At 38.7% G+C, this 17,566-nt stretch carries 20 protein-coding genes; 8 read left to right on the forward strand and 12 right to left on the reverse strand.

What is annotated here, in order from left to right; genetic code table 11:
• The first annotated feature begins 168 nt into the window (after positions 1-168).
• The 3 genes from HEQ36_RS10865 to HEQ36_RS10875 all read left to right on the forward strand — a co-directional run bounded on the left by HEQ36_RS10865 (position 169) and on the right by HEQ36_RS10875 (position 2,860).
• Positions 169-321 (forward strand): ribbon-helix-helix protein, CopG family, encoded by a 153-nt coding sequence (locus HEQ36_RS10865; RefSeq protein WP_168636422.1) that lies wholly within the window; start codon positions 169-171, stop codon positions 319-321.
• A 70-nt stretch (positions 322-391) separates the two neighbouring features.
• Positions 392-1,168: a phage regulatory protein/antirepressor Ant gene (locus tag HEQ36_RS10870; RefSeq protein WP_168636421.1), complete on the forward strand. Its 777-nt coding sequence runs from the start codon at positions 392-394 to the stop codon at positions 1,166-1,168.
• Positions 1,169-1,258: 90 nt separating this feature from the next.
• Complete coding sequence (locus HEQ36_RS10875; protein WP_168636420.1) at positions 1,259-2,860, forward strand: hypothetical protein; 1,602 nt, start codon at positions 1,259-1,261, stop codon at positions 2,858-2,860.
• A gap of 985 nt (positions 2,861-3,845) precedes the next feature.
• Here the strand turns inward: HEQ36_RS10875 and HEQ36_RS10880 are convergent.
• A complete protein-coding gene (locus tag HEQ36_RS10880; RefSeq protein WP_053538855.1) occupies positions 3,846-5,567 on the reverse strand; it encodes an IS1634 family transposase in 1,722 nt (573 codons plus the stop codon).
• 130 nt (positions 5,568-5,697) lie between these two features.
• On the opposite strand from HEQ36_RS10880, the gene HEQ36_RS10885 reads away from it, so the two are divergent.
• The 3 genes from HEQ36_RS10885 to HEQ36_RS10895 all read left to right on the forward strand — a co-directional run bounded on the left by HEQ36_RS10885 (position 5,698) and on the right by HEQ36_RS10895 (position 6,976).
• Positions 5,698-6,132 carry a hypothetical protein gene (locus HEQ36_RS10885; RefSeq protein ID WP_168636418.1) on the forward strand — a complete coding sequence of 145 codons (435 nt, stop codon included), beginning with the start codon at positions 5,698-5,700 and terminating at the stop codon, positions 6,130-6,132.
• Between the two features lie 189 nt (positions 6,133-6,321).
• The gene (locus HEQ36_RS10890) at positions 6,322-6,603 is read left to right on the forward strand and encodes a hypothetical protein (protein ID WP_168636417.1); all 282 of its coding nucleotides are present in this window, start codon (positions 6,322-6,324) and stop codon (positions 6,601-6,603) included.
• 139 nt (positions 6,604-6,742) lie between these two features.
• On the forward strand, positions 6,743-6,976 hold the full coding sequence (locus HEQ36_RS10895) for a hypothetical protein (RefSeq protein WP_168636416.1): 234 nt from the start codon (positions 6,743-6,745) through the stop codon (positions 6,974-6,976).
• Positions 6,977-7,046: 70 nt separating this feature from the next.
• On the opposite strand, the gene HEQ36_RS10900 is transcribed toward HEQ36_RS10895, so the two are convergent.
• From HEQ36_RS10900 to HEQ36_RS10930, 7 genes are all read right to left on the reverse strand, one after another.
• Positions 7,047-7,280: a hypothetical protein gene (locus HEQ36_RS10900; protein ID WP_039201112.1), complete on the reverse strand. Its 234-nt coding sequence runs from the start codon at positions 7,278-7,280 to the stop codon at positions 7,047-7,049.
• Between the two features lie 48 nt (positions 7,281-7,328).
• Entirely contained in the window at positions 7,329-8,402 is a 1,074-nt protein-coding gene (gene xerC, locus HEQ36_RS10905; RefSeq protein ID WP_168636415.1) for a site-specific integrase, read from the reverse strand.
• Positions 8,403-8,727: 325 nt separating this feature from the next.
• Entirely contained in the window at positions 8,728-9,747 is a 1,020-nt protein-coding gene (gene hpnH / locus HEQ36_RS10910) for an adenosyl-hopene transferase HpnH (RefSeq protein WP_168636414.1), read from the reverse strand.
• A gap of 120 nt (positions 9,748-9,867) precedes the next feature.
• Positions 9,868-10,854 (reverse strand): hopanoid-associated sugar epimerase, encoded by a 987-nt coding sequence (gene hpnA, locus HEQ36_RS10915; RefSeq protein WP_053537961.1) that lies wholly within the window; start codon positions 10,852-10,854, stop codon positions 9,868-9,870.
• A 435-nt stretch (positions 10,855-11,289) separates the two neighbouring features.
• Positions 11,290-12,150, reverse strand: coding sequence for a DNA methyltransferase (locus HEQ36_RS10920; RefSeq protein WP_335337444.1), 861 nt, complete (start codon positions 12,148-12,150; stop codon positions 11,290-11,292).
• Entirely contained in the window at positions 12,110-12,361 is a 252-nt protein-coding gene (locus HEQ36_RS10925; protein WP_053537963.1) for a type IIL restriction-modification enzyme MmeI, read from the reverse strand. Before HEQ36_RS10925 ends, HEQ36_RS10920 begins: the two co-directional genes overlap by 41 nt.
• Positions 12,358-12,663 (reverse strand): type IIL restriction-modification enzyme MmeI, encoded by a 306-nt coding sequence (locus HEQ36_RS10930; protein WP_053537964.1) that lies wholly within the window; start codon positions 12,661-12,663, stop codon positions 12,358-12,360. The genes HEQ36_RS10925 and HEQ36_RS10930 overlap by 4 nt, the downstream gene beginning before the upstream one ends.
• 129 nt (positions 12,664-12,792) lie before the next feature.
• On the opposite strand from HEQ36_RS10930, the gene HEQ36_RS10935 reads away from it, so the two are divergent.
• On the forward strand, positions 12,793-13,446 hold the full coding sequence (locus tag HEQ36_RS10935) for a MotA/TolQ/ExbB proton channel family protein (protein ID WP_168636413.1): 654 nt from the start codon (positions 12,793-12,795) through the stop codon (positions 13,444-13,446).
• The gene (locus tag HEQ36_RS10940; RefSeq protein WP_168636412.1) at positions 13,430-13,834 is read left to right on the forward strand and encodes a biopolymer transporter ExbD; all 405 of its coding nucleotides are present in this window, start codon (positions 13,430-13,432) and stop codon (positions 13,832-13,834) included. Before HEQ36_RS10935 ends, HEQ36_RS10940 begins: the two co-directional genes overlap by 17 nt.
• Positions 13,835-14,022: 188 nt before the next feature.
• Here the strand turns inward: HEQ36_RS10940 and lpxD are convergent, their stop codons facing one another.
• From lpxD to HEQ36_RS10960, 4 genes are all read right to left on the reverse strand, one after another.
• Positions 14,023-15,048, reverse strand: coding sequence for a UDP-3-O-(3-hydroxymyristoyl)glucosamine N-acyltransferase (lpxD, locus tag HEQ36_RS10945; RefSeq protein ID WP_027402721.1), 1,026 nt, complete (start codon positions 15,046-15,048; stop codon positions 14,023-14,025).
• Between the two features lie 432 nt (positions 15,049-15,480).
• Entirely contained in the window at positions 15,481-16,719 is a 1,239-nt protein-coding gene (locus tag HEQ36_RS10950; RefSeq protein ID WP_053537969.1) for an NAD(P)/FAD-dependent oxidoreductase, read from the reverse strand.
• An 84-nt stretch (positions 16,720-16,803) separates the two neighbouring features.
• A complete protein-coding gene (gene rd, locus HEQ36_RS10955; RefSeq protein WP_081424126.1) occupies positions 16,804-16,968 on the reverse strand; it encodes a rubredoxin in 165 nt (54 codons plus the stop codon).
• Between the two features lie 62 nt (positions 16,969-17,030).
• On the reverse strand, positions 17,031-17,225 hold the full coding sequence (locus HEQ36_RS10960) for a hypothetical protein (RefSeq protein WP_071992800.1): 195 nt from the start codon (positions 17,223-17,225) through the stop codon (positions 17,031-17,033).
• Between the last annotated feature and the right edge of the window lie 341 nt (positions 17,226-17,566).

The following is a 17,566-nucleotide window of genomic DNA, read 5'->3' on the forward strand; positions in this document are numbered from 1 at the left end:
ATCTATTCCTCTTATGAGTTAGTTAATATTAGTGTTTATTGAGGGGGCGGGTTCATGAATTGCCCATTTAATACCAGTCTTATCTCTTGTAATCTATTAGTAAATGTGATATATTAGATGAGTAAGGAAATACAACTTTCCAAATAACTTATTAACTAACTACTAAATATGCAACTAGATAAGATTACTTCAATTAGACTTTACTTAAATGACAATGCAGAGCTTCAGAAGATAGCTGATTTAAGAGGTTTAGATAAATCAGATATCATAAGAGCAGCAGTTAAGTCTTACATTCAAGATTACAAAAGTCAATTATTCTAAAAGTAAATAGCCCTCACTGATTTACTAATGGGGGCTACCTAAATATTCAAACTTATATAAACATATTACCATGTCCAACATAAATATTTCTATTCAAACTGTTCAAGATATTCTAGTTGTAGATTCAAGATTAGTGGCTGCTGAGTTAGGTATTCTGCATAAGAACTTTAAGGACTTAATCAGGACTTATCAATCTGACTTTGAAGAACTTGGTACTTTAGCTGTTGAGAGCGCGGAAAGTACAGGAGGTAGACCTGAAACTTTCTACTTGTTAAATGAAGACCAAGCTTATTTGGCATTAACTTTTAGTCTTAATACACCCCAAGTTAGGGCTGCTAAAGTCAAATTAGTCCAGTTATTTAGAGCAGCCAGAGAAGCTAAATTTCCTAATGACTATTTATCTGCATTGAGAGCTTTTGTCGCGTCTGAGGAAGAGAAGCAGCAGTTAGTATTGAAAGCTGCTGAACTGAATAGTAAAGTAGTTGAACTGACTCCTAAAGCTGAAAGTTGGACTAGACTTTGTGATACTGATGGGACAATGAGTATTGCTGCTGTTGCTAAGAATTTAGCTATCCCTGGTATGGGACCTAACAACTTATTTAAATTTCTTAGAGAAAAAGGTTTTGTTTTCTATGATGCTCAACATTGCAATGTTCCTAAGTCTACCCTTGTAGAGGAAGGCTATATGAGAACTGCACAAAAGTATGACTTTAAAAGAGATAGAAACTACTCAGTTTGTGTTTGCACCTTTAAGGGTTATAGCTTTATCATGAGGCAGCTAAAGAAAGCTGGTTATACTATTCCCTCTGATAGCCCTACCCCAAATGCAGCGGCTTTGGTAATTTAGTATTACAATTGAGGGAGGTAATTATGATGCTTCTCTCCCTCAAGAATTTACCTTCTCCTTTTCTCACTAAAACTAAATAAACAACTGAATATGACAAACGCATACATCACTAAACGCTACAAAAGCTCAGAGTCTACTAAGAACTTAATAGACAACCTACTTAAAGGTTACTCCTCTGCTGACTACCACTTCTTTGTTCACTTGTATAATTCTACATTAGTAAGTCTCAGTAGAAAGGAAGAAGGTTGGGTTCCTGTTAGCTTCAAGTTGATGCAGCAAGAATGGGGTCAGAAAGTTAAGTTAGATATTGATGGACTGATTGCAAAGGAGCTTATTGAGGTTAAGAACATTGGTACTTATACCACAGTAGATGGGCATTTGGTTAGTCAAACCTATAGTAAGCAGAAACACATCTGTAGAGAGTTCCGTATACATCTATCTATATTAGCTATGTTGATATCATCAGGGGTCAATACCCTGGAGGAGGCTAAGTCTTCTAAGTATTATGACCTGATAAGTGGTAAACTGATTAACACACTTAAGGAGGTTAGATACCCTAAAAAGAGTGATAAGGGTACTGATCACCCTGAACTGATACTTGATGCTCAAGAGCTTATTAAACTATGTAGAGTTAATATAGTTGCTATTAAGTCTCACATAGATAGGCTTAGTGATGTAGCAGATGGTCTGTTTGGCGGTGGAACTATTAGGGATAATAAAGTTCTAGCCCTTGACAGTCATGCTTATCAACATATACTAAGCCATACAGTTAATGAGCATGGTGACTTTGTGGACTACAAGGTTATGTTTAGTGAAAAGGGTCCTCAGATGAGTGGTAGAATAACAGAAGCAGGTGTAGGCATGCAAAACTGTAGCAGGGCTATGAAGCAAGCTGGCTTTAGTGGGATACCTAATCTAAAGAACTATGATCTTAAGAGTTCTCAAGTGTGGGGCTTGATTCAATGGTTTGAAGACGCTAATGATGATGCTCAGTGGAAGGATAAGATTGACACTACTTGGTTAACTAACTACCTAGACCAAGATAAACAGGTATTTGCTGATATGGTAGGTGTCAGTAAGGATAGATGGAAGGAGTGTTTTCTAGCACTAGTCATGGGAGCCTTCATGATTGAAAAGGTTACTGTAGAAGATTTTGCCCCTACAAAGGCTCTTAAGAAAGTAAATGGTGAGTGGGTTGAAACTGATGCTGCTCCTAGTAGAGCCCTGTTTAACTGCTTCTATGAGGAAGCAAATGGTGATGCTGAGTTAGCTATGTCTTACTATAAGAAGTTCTTTGGTGTAGTTAGACCCTTGAAGGTAAGTATTGATAACTGGCAGGAGTGGTTGATCCAAAGATACCTAAAAAAGAACTCCGTATACCCTAGAGGGTCACATAGAGTATATAACAGAACAGGAGTATTCTTTAACCTAGATGACTATAAGAATACTAAGGGAGAGTGGGTTAACTCAAATACCCTTAAGAGAAAGTTATCAGCATTCTTCTTACAGGGTAGTGAAGCTGGATTCATACACAACTTAACTAAACTTGGACCTGTATATGGATTCCAGACATTGAACAACCAACATGATGGCTTAGTTGTTATTGGGGAGATACCGCAGGAAGCAGTTGATATAGCTAAGGAGAGATCAGGTTTGAGATATGCAAAGTTAGAGGAGAAAGGATTCCTGTAACTCTAGTAGGTTAAAGGTAAGGGAGGGTGCTAAGTCAATTAGAGCCCTCCTTAGTAGTGTGGGACTAGTTAACTGATTGCTAGGTAAGTGACAACTTGGTTAAGTGATAACAATAGTAGACTGTAAGGGCTCGCAAGCTCGCCCCACCTCCTTTTAGGGTAAATGTATACTTAACTATATAAAAGGCAGCCATACCGTAACCTACTGAAGGGGGCTGTGTGTATGTAAACTGAAGGGGGTTAGATACCAAAATTTTATAGTTAAGTGTAGGTAAGTAAGGGGTAAGGTTAGTATGGAAGGAAGTATAGGGGGTTAGTGGAGGTAAGGTAGTATAGGGAAGGGAGTATAGGGAGGTAAGTATCATAGGTATGTATTTATAGTAAATAATATAGGCTGTATCACTTACCTAGTAAAGCTTTCAGCCATTATGGTAAGAAGGGTATGCTACCACTTAGTAAAAACTAGTAACTATAAATAAAAGGTTATACTGAGAAAGTAAACCTCCCCTAAACTTAACCAAGTTATCAGTAAACCTTTAGTAAACTTACTACTAGTTAGACAAAATTTTATAGTATATCTTAGGTAAGTAGGAATAGAAGGTAAGGGTAGTAAGTAAGGGAATTGGATAGTGTATTAGGGATAATAGGAATATAGTAGACAGTAAATCTAAACTAGTATCATAGGTATGTATAGCCTAAATCTATAACCCTTACCCAGTATACCTTTCAAGCTATAATCAAAGGGGGTACGCTACCACTTAGGATACCACAAGCATTATATATAACTATAGATAATTTACCTTACTTAGACAGTAAAAGCCCCCTCTAATACCCTATACCAACTATCAATAGAGCGATCGCATTATAGTGACATGAATCATTTGACTTGAGGTATAGGATGATCTATTATAGGCAGGTACTTAGCTAGGTGTGGATTATGACTAATAACTCCCGGTTCGCCCATTTTTGCGAGAGTTAGAAGAATTCTACTCAGGAGTAAAAGATTGACCACTAAGCTGAGTATAAATAGTAGGGGGAAACCCAAGTAAAACAAGAATACGCTGCTGTAAAGGGGAAAGAGTAGTTAAATGAGTGTAGACTTCATTGTTAACCTCAATTAATATCAATGTGATTTCTTTAAATGCAACAAGAAGCATTTCAGCAGTAGGACGTGCCGTTTTACGCTGAGGATTACCAGCATAAAGTCCAGCCAATTTTTCTTGATTTTTGTCAAGATGGCGACGAACCTGAAACTCTAAAAGAGTCAAAACTCGCAAACCAATTGAAAGTAGTCGGATCAAACCAGTAATATGGTCTTCACGTTGTAAATAAATTGGAGTTAAAGAAAGAGGAAAGCCTTTAAGTCGAGCAAATCCTCGTTCTGTCAAATACTCATCTCTATAAGCACGAACTGCTTGTTTCAAACTCAGGTTAGCTTCAGTTTCATTAGTGACATAAACTCGCCAGCCTAACAGTTGAACTTGTTGTTTTACCGCGTCTTCATTAATTTTAAAATCTAAATTAAAGGAAACTTCTTCTATTATTTGAGATTGACGTTCGCCATATTGTCTTTTAACTTTTTCAACTCGCTGAGTTTGAATATCAATTTCAAATAATCCCCCAGTCCGATAACGCTTGAGAATCTCAGCTACAGATAACTCCCACTCTGGAAATGATGTCAGCTTTTTCTTGCCGCGTTTGGGGATTTTTAGTTGTTCAAGAGCATGAACGGTTTTCTGTATGCGTTCACGTAGATATTTTTCCTCTGTCTGGGCAATGGCATAAGAACGGACTACTAATTGTCGCTCTTCCCAAGATATTTCTTGCTCGTTAATCTTTTCTTTTTGGAGCAATTTTAGTTCAAATCCTTCAGCAATCTCTCTCGTTTTTCCATCTGCATAATCATAATTGATAGTTGTCAATTCTTGTTTTTCATCCCAAACTGGTTGCAGATATTCTCTTAATTTTTCTGTCGGTGTTTGCTTGGCATTTAAAGGACATAGATAAAAATCTCCCCCTGATACAATATGGATTCTTGTCCCCATTGATGCCATTTTACAGTCCCCAATATACAGTAATCCTGGCTGTTTTAGCGTCGAACGGACTCTCTCAATTGCGGGGATATATAAAGGGTCATCTGCTTTTTCTCCCGATAATATTTCTGTTGCTATTGGCATTCCTAATGGGTCTAATGTTGATAGCATGATTTTGACTTGTGCCAAATCTGGACGATGGTCTTTGCTATGACCCCATTGAAATAGCCCTTCAGTATTCACCCCGCAATAACTTGAAGCTGTTGTACTATCCAGTCTTACCCGTTCTGGTTTGATATCATACACTTGCAACAAATTACTTCCCAGTTCTTCCTCAAACGCATACCAGTTCTCGTCACAGTTAAGGTAACGCAATACTGCTTCTAATCGGTCATCGGTTAGGTCAAGTTCGTTTAAGCTTTCACCAATCAATTTTTTCAATGTTTCTAACCGTTTACCAGCCCAGGCTTGAACTTGATTTAAACGGTGGTCTGCTTGCGATAAGATATGTGTTAACCAGATCACTGCTACATTCCCCAAGCTTTGTCCTCGCCAATTTCCATGGGTGGGGAAGTTTTTATCTATTAGCTTTTGTACACCCATCCGTTCTATCTGTGTGAGTAGTACGGGTATGTCATCTACTCGTTCGTTTGTAATTATGGATTCAGTTGCCATAACGTCGAACATATACTTACTTAGCTTATTTTGTATAACCTGTCTCTGATTATACTTTTATCTGCACATTTTTCCTAACTCCCTAAAAAATGGGCGAACCGGGAGTAATAATGAGATTGTAGAAGATAGAATGCTTACTGGAGTAGAAGCAAGAAGAGAAGCTATCAGCAAACTCTACCAAGCATATAAGCTACTAGGTGATGTTTGGTCCTTAAGTGAATGTAATGTCATATATAAAGACTCAGATTATATAGACCCAGACCATAGTGAGAGTTTGTCTACAATGTCTGGATATATTCTAAAGCATATAGTTGATGTAGGTATGGTTGACAATGTATTCTTCTGGAATCACATTGAAGAAGGTTCCCCTGAATGTGATCTAGACTTAGTAGAAAAATACCTTATGTCAGAACAAGAAAACTCTATTAAGCCTACAGGGACAGAGCAGCTAGTAGAAACAGATGCCAATAAATCTTCTACACATGGAAATGTTAATAAAACTCAATTTAGAACAGTCAGTGAACTTGACAAGGTACAAGAGAAATTAAAAAGAATGGGTATGTAAACAACTAACATTACCCCTCTCATATCAAGAAAACTTGATGAGTCAGCTATAAGATTAGCTACTCATCAATTTGCCCTTTACCATTAGAGTTCTCAATAGGGAGCGATCGCACTATAGTGAACACTATCACATAAACTGAATAGCTAATGGTATACAACCCCTCTGTAACAATCAACCAAGTGTGTAATTATGCAGGCTCAAGAAGCGAGAAAAGAAGCAATCAAAAAATTATATAGCTCCTACTTATCAGTAGATGGGGCTTTAGAAATCAGAATCCCTGATGGTGAAGATTTTACTGTACATCAGGATAATGATGAAAAATATGTAAGTAAAGTGCAGGATGTAAAAAGCACACTTGAAGAAGCTCTTGAAGATTTGTATGTTGCATACAGAATGGAGGTAATTTCAAGGGAGGAAATTAGCACCAAGCAAGACTTAATGCAGAAAATTAAAGAAATAGCAGAATCTTAAACCCTCAGCCCCCATTCACATCAAAAAACCTGATGAGTCAACTATAAGATTAGCTGTTCATCAGGTTATTTCAGTTAAGTCTTTAGTTCTATAATGGAAATAATTAAAGACCCTTACTTTATTATTCAGGTATCTAACAATGCCAATACCAATCAAAAATGAAATTAACATAGTATTTTCAACCCTGCCAGACTTGATAAATGATTGGAATACTGCAATTCAAAAACACTTTGCAGAGGAGTCAGAAGATAAGAAGATAGAAGTTTTAGAAGCCGTCCTTAAAGTCTTACCTGAAATGCAAGAAAAGTTTGATTCAGAAATTCAGAAACTAAGTAAGAAAATTGAGAAAGAAATAGCAAAGGAGAAAAAATAAATCACCCACTGATTTATCAAATAACCTGATGAATTAACTCTAAGCTCAACTATTCATCAGGTTATTTAAATTAGGGAGCTTTATAACCTACATCAGAAGTAATAATCCTTACTTGCAAGGTCTGTAGCCTTTTGAAAACTATGCGAGAAACCTCACTAAACTCACCACAAGTAAGGGTGAATACTGATTCAGGGTCATCTTGAAAATGAGTGTCATATACTTTTATAACCTTAATAGACTTTTCTAGTTCCTTCACACAAGCTTCTAGTTCTTCAACTATTGTTATCAAAGCAGGGTTTTCCATTTTCTGTTTCCTTGTTTATTGATAGTAGATAAAAAGAGAAATATGAGATCATAATTCAGGTAAGTGGGGTTTCTTAACACTACCTAGATAATGATCTAAAAGCACTTTAGGGTTATGCCCAGTAATTGAAGAAACCTCAGCCACAGTTAAACCACTATCAACACAGTGGCTAACAAATGTATGTCTAGTTGTGTATAGAGCCCTATGTTCAATATTTAAAGCTTTGAGAGTGTTTCTCCAGCATCTTTGACTTAGGGTGTGGTCATCTATTGCTAGACCTTTTAAAGAAGTAAATACCAACTCATCCTTACCTCCTTTAGGTCTTTTAATTAACATTTGATAAACATTATTGTTAATTGGCACAACCCTATATTTACCAGTTTTAGTAGTCTTACGTTCCCGCCTATTACTACTACCTTTACTCCTACCAAGAGACTCATAAATGTGCAGCTCTCTTTTGGTCAGATCAATATTCTTCCACTGTAGACCTATAGCTTCAGAAGTCCTAAGTCCTGTGTTGAAAAGTAGAAGTATAAAGTCATGGTAAATGAAGTAATGTTTGCTATCCTGAAGATAAGCTAGTATCCTTGTAACCTCAGCTTTTGTAAATGGTTTAGCCATTGGAGTTTGAGGAACCTTTACTTCTAGTTCCCCAAATATGTCTCTTCTAGTTGCTTGCAAAATAGCTAAATATCTCTTCTTGCTAGAAGGTTTTAAACCTCTAACATCTAGCCATTTCATAAAAGCTTTGGCATCTGCTGTAGTTTTAATTTCCTTCCCATAAGCTTTAATCAGCTTTATTAAAGCAGCATCAGCATTATTGTAAGTTTCTTCTTGACGCTCTTCTAATAAGGAAATCAATGGAGGGAAGTTGGATTCAGCAGGCTTTGAGCCTCCATTACCTGAGTAAGTGATTCCTTGCAACCAAAGGTTATATCTATTCAGGGAAGTGTCAAACTGATTTAAAAGGCAATCTTGGTATATTAACTTACCACAATACTCTAGCCTTGCCCTTTCAACTTTATCAGTCCACTTTCCCCAAGTTAAACTGTAATCTTTTTCTTGGTAAGTCCACCTGAGTAGGCATCTATTACCATTCTTTCTGACTTTAAGTTCTTTCATAGCCCTCTATGCAAGTTTATGCAAACTGCATGAAGGCACTTCTATTAAACTAACCAAAGAATCAGGTTTCTAGCTTTTAAGCTCTCTTAAACCCCTCAATGCCATTGAGGTGCGCTACCAACTGCGCTATAACCCCGAAATCCTAATTCAGTAAGCAAAAAGGCTTATTGGTTAGTTTTTTTTAGTTGTCTCTTTTGTGATTATATGTCAATCTATGTCAATTCAGTCAAGAGAGTTATGTTAAGAAATATTAAGCAGTGAATCAGACAAATCTTCTCACAATAGGGTAGGCACGGGGGCGCTACCCCTACGATAATCGCTATATTTACCCTTTACCAAACACAGTGGTTAGAGAACGGGCAATATTTTTCGGTTGCATTGCATCCATCGCTGCTGTCGGTTCATAACCACAATGCACCATACAATCAGCACATTTAGGATTACCACTAGCGCCACCGTATTGACTCCAATCAGTCTTATCTAACAACTCCTGAAAGGTTGTATAGTAACCTTCATTCAATAGATAACAAGGTTTTTGCCAACCTAAAACACTATAACTAGGACTACCCCAAGGGGTGCATTCATAGTCTTTTTCACCAATGAGAAAGTCTAAGAATAAAGGGTTGTGATTAAAGTTCCAGTTCTTTTTTCCAGATGTGTAAGGTGAGAGAATTTCTTTAAATAAAGCGCGGGTTTGTTCTTTTTGCAGAAAATGATCTTGATCTGGTGCCCATTCGTAACTGTAACCAGGAGAGATCATCATCCCGTCAGTACCCAAGGTTTCCAGAAAATCGAAAAACCCCTGCATTTCTTGGATATCGCAACCTTCAAAAATGGTCGTGTTAGTAGCGACACGAAAACCTTTAGCTTTAGCGGCGCGAATTGCTTGGACAGCAGTATCGAAAACGCCTTTTCTGTCTACACATTTATCATGCCATTCTCGCATTCCATCTAAATGGACGCTAAAAGTTAGATAGGGAGAAGGTTTAAACTTATCAAGACTCTTTTCTAGTAATAAACCATTAGTACACAAGTAAATATATTTCTTGCGTTTAATTAAACCTTCAACAATTTCACCTATTTGGGGATGTAGGAGGGGTTCGCCACCGGGAATAGAAACAACCGGTGCGCCGCATTCTTCCACAGCCGCAAAACACTGTTCTGGAGTAAGATTTTGCTTGAGGATCTCTACTGGATGCTGGATTTTACCGCAACCAGTACAAGCTAGGTTACACCGGAATAGGGGTTCTAACATCAATACGAGGGGGAAGCGTTTCCGCCCTAATAAGCGTTGTGTAACTAAATATTTACCTATATCTATTGCTTGTTGTAAATTAATTGCCATGAAACTAACACTCCTCAATTTGGTCATTGGTCATTGGTCATTGGTCATTGGTCATTGGTCATTGGTCATTAGTCATTGGTCATTGGTAATTAATTTCTGTAACCTGTAACCTGTAACCTGTCACCTATTCACATAACCATTAGACACAAACCAATCTACAGCATCCTTGAGGGCTACATTCAGGGGTGACTGAGGTAAACCTAATTCGCGGATAGCCTTAGAAGCATCATAATACATTGGTTGCTGTGCCATGCGGACTCCATCTATGGGAACTGTGGGAGTTTTTCCTAGTGGTGCGAGGATTTTTTCTTCTACCCAAGCTACTGTAAGGGGTATCCAAGCTGGGATGGATGTTTGTGGTGCTGGTAAATTGGTGATTTGGGAGAGTTGTTCTAGGAGTTGTTTAAGGCTAAGATTTTGATGACCGAGAATATAGCGATCGCCTGATTTGCCTTTTTGTAAAGCTAATAGGTGTCCCTTGGCTACATCGCGCACATCAATAAAATTTAACCCCGTATCCACATAAGCGGGCATTTCTCTCCGCAAAAACCGCAGAATAATCTCCCCCGTAGGCGTAGGTTTAATATCTAAGGGTCCAATGGGACTGCTAGGATTAACGATCACAATATCTTGACCTTGGTTCACCGCAGATATTGCCACTTGTTCAGCTAGGAATTTAGATTTTTTATAATCCCCCACTAATTTTTCTACGGGACTTTGGTAATTTTCATCTACAACCTGTCCCAATTTACCCACACCAATAGCGGCAACGGAACTAGTATAAACTGTACGTTCAATTCCCGCTTTTTGGGCTGCGGCTAAAATATTGCGCGTTCCTTCTACATTGTTAATATAAAGCAAGTCTCGGTCTTTTTGCCACAGGGAATAATGGGCGGCGACATGAAACAGATATTCACAACCCTGCATCTGTTCCCAGATATTCGGGTTATTCAAATCACCTTTGACAATATCTACAGCCAAACCCTGTAAATTACTCAGGTTACTATGAGGACGTACCAAGGCTGTCACTTGGTATCCTTCCTGTAAAAGCGATCGCACCACATGAGAACCAATAAACCCCGTACCACCAGTTACAAATACTCGCATTCCATCACCCCAAATTTTCTGAATATTTCATTATTGTCTGATAGCGTAGCGTGGCGTAAGCCATATCAGGATTTACAGGATGTAGCAAATAACCGAGTTAGTTTCTCTCATAGATAAGTTTTAATTATGAATTTCTAAATTTTTAATAAGTTTTTCAAAAAAATTTTTTATTTGAGAGGTTGCGATCGCTGCCGGCGTGGTATTATAGATATATGAATATAATGGAACATAAGCAAAATTTTTATTAAGGCACACATTCCCATTATAAAAATATCATATTTGGCGGGAAAAGTCAACGGGGTTGAACCCCAAAAAACGAATTTTTTTCAAAATTTAATTTTTTTTAATTTTTTGATGTCCTGAGAAATTGAAGAGACTAAAATCCTGTAAATCAGATCCCCGACTTCTTGAAGAAGTCGGGGATCTTGATCCTCTCTATATTTCCACATATTGCCAGCGTTTGGTTGCTCCTGTTTCTCGACAGATTAAAATCCCAAACCATTCTAATCTTTCTACATTTTCAGCAATGGCATTTTTGTATTTTCCACCATTTTTGAATTGAGCAGCAATTTGATCCACAGTCCAGTCGCTGGTATTGGTGCGGAGTAAGTCGCGGATAGCTGCAAGTTGCTCTTTTGGTTGTTTGGGAAAAGTTTTTTGTTCGGTGGGAATAATCACAGTTTCTTCTGTTTCCATGACTTCCGTTAGCACTTGTTGAGTAACTTCATTTGGTGCTAACTTAGATGCTGATACCACATCTACACCAACGCTTAAATCTACATTAATAAATCCTTTAGATATAGCTAAATCAACAATAGTTACACCATCATCACTTTCCACTTCTTTAACTACTTTTGCTAAAATTCCTTCATGTTTTCCAGATTTTACTACAGTCATCGCAATTCTAACTGCTTCACCATCTGTAGTATCTATCCAAGGATGATCTGGAATTGCAAATGAAAGGGATAGTGAATTATTACCTACTAGATGCTTAACTAAAACTTTTCTATTAAATGTTTGAGTAATACTATTAGTTGTAATTAAACCAAAACTTTCTAATTTATCTTCAACAACTAATTTAGCTGAATGATACCACCAATACATGACAAAATCAACTGTATCTGGTATGTCTTGATAAACTTTTCGTTGCGCTTCAACGTAACCATCACCTAATCTATCTCTCATCCTCTTATTACCAATAAAAGGAGGATTAGAAACAATATAATCTGCATCTGGCCATTGAGCAGGACGAGGATTAAGATAACGATAAATAGGAATTTGATCTTGGTGTGTAATGCGCTCCTAAACTTTTACGTTCTTTACTATCTAAAGCTCGTTCTAATAAAGTCCCAAAAATCGCCGGTTCTACCTCTGTCCAATCTTTGTTTGCGGCTTCATATAGCACTTCTAACTGTTCTTTAGGTAAATCAAAAGCTGTCGCATCTTTAAAAAAGCTGCCATTAAATTGGGGAATTTCATCAAAGTTAAATTCTCCCCCAGTATTCATGACTCTCGTTTAGCTGTCCCCCGTTTAGCTGCATTTCCCCCTTGTTTAGCTTCAATTAAAAAATGTCCTTCTTTATAGAAGTCCGCAAAGTTTGTAGTAACTCCATCTTTGTTAAATATTTTGATGTCTTTATCAAAACAATAAGGATCATTTGCCATACTACCTTTAGGTAATGGACGTTCTACCGCCAAAGCATCACAAAGTTCTAAAAAGAAACCCTGGTAATTTGCTCTTTCGTTACCCTGCGAACCTTTCCACTTTTTGAGGAATATTTCTACTCGTTGACGATCTTCACTTTTCATGGCAATCTAGAATATTAATTATTGTCAGAATCAGGATTTACAGGATTAAAGGATTTACAGGATGTAGCAAAAAAATAATGCTGCCAAAATCTGTTAATCTAGCTTTGTCCAGAATTAGCAAAATAGTCAATGGAAATTAGCAACTTATTCAAAGCTGGTGGCGTAGTGATGTGGCCACTGCTATTTTTTTCGGTTTTAGGAATCACTCTGATTCTGGAACGGATTACCTTTTGGATAGGAATTAGTGGTCGTCAGAATCGCATAGTCAAGCAGGTGTTAAGTGTTTATCGTCAAGGTGATGTAGTTACATCTTTAAATATCTTACATAAAAATGCTGATTTACCGATCGCCCGAATTTTCTTAGCGGCTTTAGAATTGGAAGAAGCCAACCCAGAAGAATTTCGTTTGGCTTTGGAAAGTGAAGCCCAGGCAGAAATCCCCTTATTAAAAAGGTTTCAAAACATTTTTGATACAATTATTGGTTTAGCGCCCTTACTAGGATTGCTAGGGACAGTTTTGGGGTTAATTACTTCCTTTGCATCCTTAAATATTGGTGATGTGGGTGGGACAAAAACCGCCGGTGTTACCTCTGGGATTAGTGAAGCTTTGGTATCCACAGCATCAGGATTAGTTGTAGCTATTATTACTTTATTTTTTGCGAATAGTTTTCGCGGTATGTATTTGCGGCAAATTGCTTGGATTCAAGAATATGGTGGTCAGCTAGAATTGCTGTATCGTCGTCATTATGAAAGAGGGGATAAATCCTATGCGTCTACCAGATGAACCTGATTTACCAGCCCAGATTAATATTGTGCCGATGATTGATGTCATTTTTGCTATTTTGACATTTTTCATTATGTCCACTTTATTTTTACATCGTTCTGAAGGTTTGCCAGTTAATTTACCTAAAGCAGCCACAGCCAAAACCCAATCATCAGCCGCACCAATTACGGTTACCATAGATTCAGCAGGGGATCTGAGTTTAAATCGCCAGCCAGTCACTCTTGAGACTTTACCAGTAAAAGTACAGGAGTTGATGGGCAAAAATACGGAAGTGGTAGTTATTATCAATGCTGATAAAAGTGCTACTCACGGTCAGGTGGTGATGGTTATGGATCGGGTGCGGCAGGTAAAAGGGGCAAAATTAGCGATCGCCACCCAAACACCTTAATATGTCTCACGCAAAGGCGCAAAGGCGCAAAGAATCAAGATTAGCAGGATTAATTAGGGTTTGCACCAAAAAGTTATCTGTGAGGGCTAGAAGTTCAGAAGAATGAAGAATGAAGAATGAAATTTCTCCCCAACTCCCCCAACTTCCCCTACTTCCCCTACTTCCCCAACTCCCCTGCCCCCTGCCCCCTACCCCCTCTTTTGTAATTTTTTGAGATTTTGATAAATTTCTGGCAAGCGGCTATAAATTGCTGATGCTCTGAGGTAGAGTTTGTGCGGTATGGCTGGACTACCTGAGACAATTTCTCCCGGTGCAACATCCTTGAGAATACCAGTTTGAGCGGAAGCCATTGCCCCATCTCCAATTTTAGCCTGATTGGCAATTCCCACTTGTCCAGCTAAAATTACTCGATTTCCAATCTTTACGCCTCCAGCCATGCCTGTTTGACCTGCTATGGCGCAACCAGAGCCTATTTGACTGCCATGCCCTATCTGCACTAAGTTATCAATTTTGGTGTTTTTACCAATTCTTGTTTCTCCGACTGCGGGACGGTCTATGGCTGTGTTACAACCTACTTCTACTCCATCTTCTAAAACGGTGTAACCCGATTGTTCCATTTTCAACCAACCTGTCCGAATAGGGACAAAGCCAAAGCCTTCTGCACCAATCACAGCACCGCTATGAATAACGCAATCTGCACCGATTTGGGTGCGTTCGTGGATGGTACAGTTAGCGTGTAGGGTGATGCGATCGCCTATTTTTACTTCTGGATAAATAACGACGTTAGGATGAATAATGGCATGATTGCCAATTTCTACATCATGAGAAATAACAACATGAGCGCCAATATACACATCATCACCAATTTTGGCACTGGGGTGAATCACGGCACTAGGATGAATTTCGGGAGTAGGACGGTAAGGTTGATAAAATAGGGCGATCGCTTTCGCAAATACCAGTCTGGGTTGAGTTGTTGATAACCAAGCTAGACCCTTTTCTCCGGCTTGATTCTGCAATTTTTCATCGGGGGGCAAAATTACAGCGCTCGCACCAGTAGAATTGAGCAATGCGGAAAATTTAGCTCCTTCTACATAGCTGAGAGTCCCAGATATTGCTTCATCTATGGCTGCAACTCCAGTAATTTCTAAATCAATGTTAGGGCTACTTTCGGTAATATAATCACCAAGTTGATTGAGAATTTCACTAAATTTCATACTGATTTACAAAAGAAGGGAATAGGCAAGAGGCAAGAGGCAAGAGGCAAGAGGCAAGAGGCAATAGGCAAGAGGCAAGAGGCAAGAGGCAAGAGGCAAGAGGCAATAGGCAATAGGCAATAGGCAAGAGGCAATAGGCAATAGGCAAGAGGCAAGAGGCAATAGGCAATAGGCAAGAGGCAAGAGGCAATAGGCAATAGGCAATAGGCAATAGGCAAGAGGCAATAGGCAAGAGGCAATAGGCAATAGGCAATAGGCAATAGGCAAGAGGCAATAGGCAAGAGGCAATAGGCAATAGGCAATAGGCAAGAGGGAACTTAAGAAGAGTTTGATGGTTTATTTTCTAACTTCACTAAAACGATTTATAGATTTTTGTTATGCCTATATCACGCTACGCAAAGGCGCAAAGGCGCAAAGGCGCAAAGGAAGAAATTAATTTCCTGTTGATTTTGTCATGGACTGACCGGCTAAGTAGGCTGTTGTCCAAGCACTTTGGAAGTTAAAGCCACCTGTAACACCATCAATATCTAATATCTCACCGGCAAAATGCAAGCCGGGGACTATTTTACTTTCCATTGTTTTGAAGTTGACTTCTTTGAGGTTGACTCCTCCACAGGTGACAAATTCTTCTTTAAATGCACCTTTACCTGTGATTAGGTATTCTCCTTGGGAGATTTCTTGGACTAGTTGATTTAAGGTTTTGTTGGATATGGTTGCCCAACGTTCTTCTGTGGGAATATGGGTACGATTGATAATATATTGCCAAAGCCGATGTGGTAAGTCTACACCACGATGTAAAGCGATCGCTTTTTGTCCCCATTCAGCTTTGACGGTTAAAAGTTTTTGTCTCACTTCCTCTTGGGATAAATCTGGCAACCAATTAATCAATAATTTATGTTGATAGCGGTTTTCATTGAGAATTCTCGCCCCCCAAGCCGAAAGTTTCAATACTGCTGGACCACTCACACCCCAATGGGTAATTAACAAAGGGCCTGTTTGTTGGAAGGGGGTTTTTCCAGTCCCAGGTAAGCGCAGATTTACAGAATTAACACTAATTCCTGCTAATTCCCGCAGTTGAGGATCTGCAATATTAAAGGTGAACAAAGAAGGTACAGGGGGTTGGATGTCATGACCTAATTCTCTAGCGATTTTATAACCTGCTAAACTGCTACCTGTAGCCAAAAGTAAGCAATCGCATTCTTTCGTTTCTCCCGATTTGAGCAGAATTTCAAACCCGGCATTTTTGCGAGTGACAGCGGTAACAGGTGTGCCAATACAAAGTTCTATTTTGGCATCAAAAGTCGCCTTAATTAAACATTCAGCAATGGTTTCTGCCCGATCTGTAATTGGGAACATCCGGCCGTCAGCTTCCGTTTTTATATTCACCCCATGTTCCGTAAACCAAGCTATGGTATCTAAAGGTTGAAACCGGGTAAAAGCACCTAATAAAGCCTTACCACCTCTAGGGTAATTCTGGACTAAAATTTTTGGTTCAAAACAAGCATGAGTAACGTTACAACGCCCTCCACCGGAAATCAGCACTTTCGCCAAAGGTTGACGACTCGCTTCAATTAAAGTAACCTGGGCTTGGGGATTAGCCTCAGCACAAGCGATCGCACCAAAGAATCCCGCAGCCCCACCACCAATAACTACAATTTGCAAAGGTAACAACTTCAAAAATTTTTTAATATTTCAGATTTCAGATTTCAGATCCCCGACTTCTCAAAGAAGTCGGGGATCTATCCTATCTCCATATTACTCTTCATATAACTCAAAGTCTGATTTTGCTGCACCACAAACTGGACACCCCCAATCATCGGGAATATTTTCAAAAGCCGTTCCTGGTTCTATGCTGCTATCTGAATCACCTATTTCTGGGTCATAGATATAGCCACAAACCGTACATATATACTTTTGCATCTTTTTTACCTATGATCAATGACTTGTCAGTTTTTTTGATGTAATAATTATTGGTGGTAAATCTAAAAACGCCACCATCTCCTTGAGCAATAACTGAAGATTGCCAAAGCTATAGCCCCAAAGAACAGTAGAGTAATTACACCACCAGGAAGGAAAGTGATAATACCCAATCCTCTCAGTACGAACAAGGATACGCTCATCCCCAAGAGAATCCCAAAACCTTGGATTAATTTGCCATTTAAAGAAGATTGACTCACGGTGTTTTCCTGTTAACTCCAATTTGCGTTGGATTTGACACTCCCCGGTCTAAAGACACTGGGATTCTTGGTTCAACGAGACCACTTAAACTAGACTCCTTGTGTTATCTAGCTCAGAGGTGGGACTCTCCCCAAGCGTTAACTTTCGGTCTGCCCGACCGTAGTTGCATGACTGCAAGTCCTGTTGAGGATGAAACTTTTCTGTTTCAAAAATTCTGATTCGTCTAGCTCCTATAAATCTTTTACCTACTGCTAGGAGGGAACTAGAACAATGCAGTAGAACCGCATAGATTTAATTGTCAAGGTACAGATTACCGTTAGGCAGTTAGGTTTTTAGACAG

This window comes from Anabaena sp. 54 (assembly GCF_017355725.1).
Taxonomy (GTDB): domain Bacteria; phylum Cyanobacteriota; class Cyanobacteriia; order Cyanobacteriales; family Nostocaceae; genus Dolichospermum; species Dolichospermum heterosporum.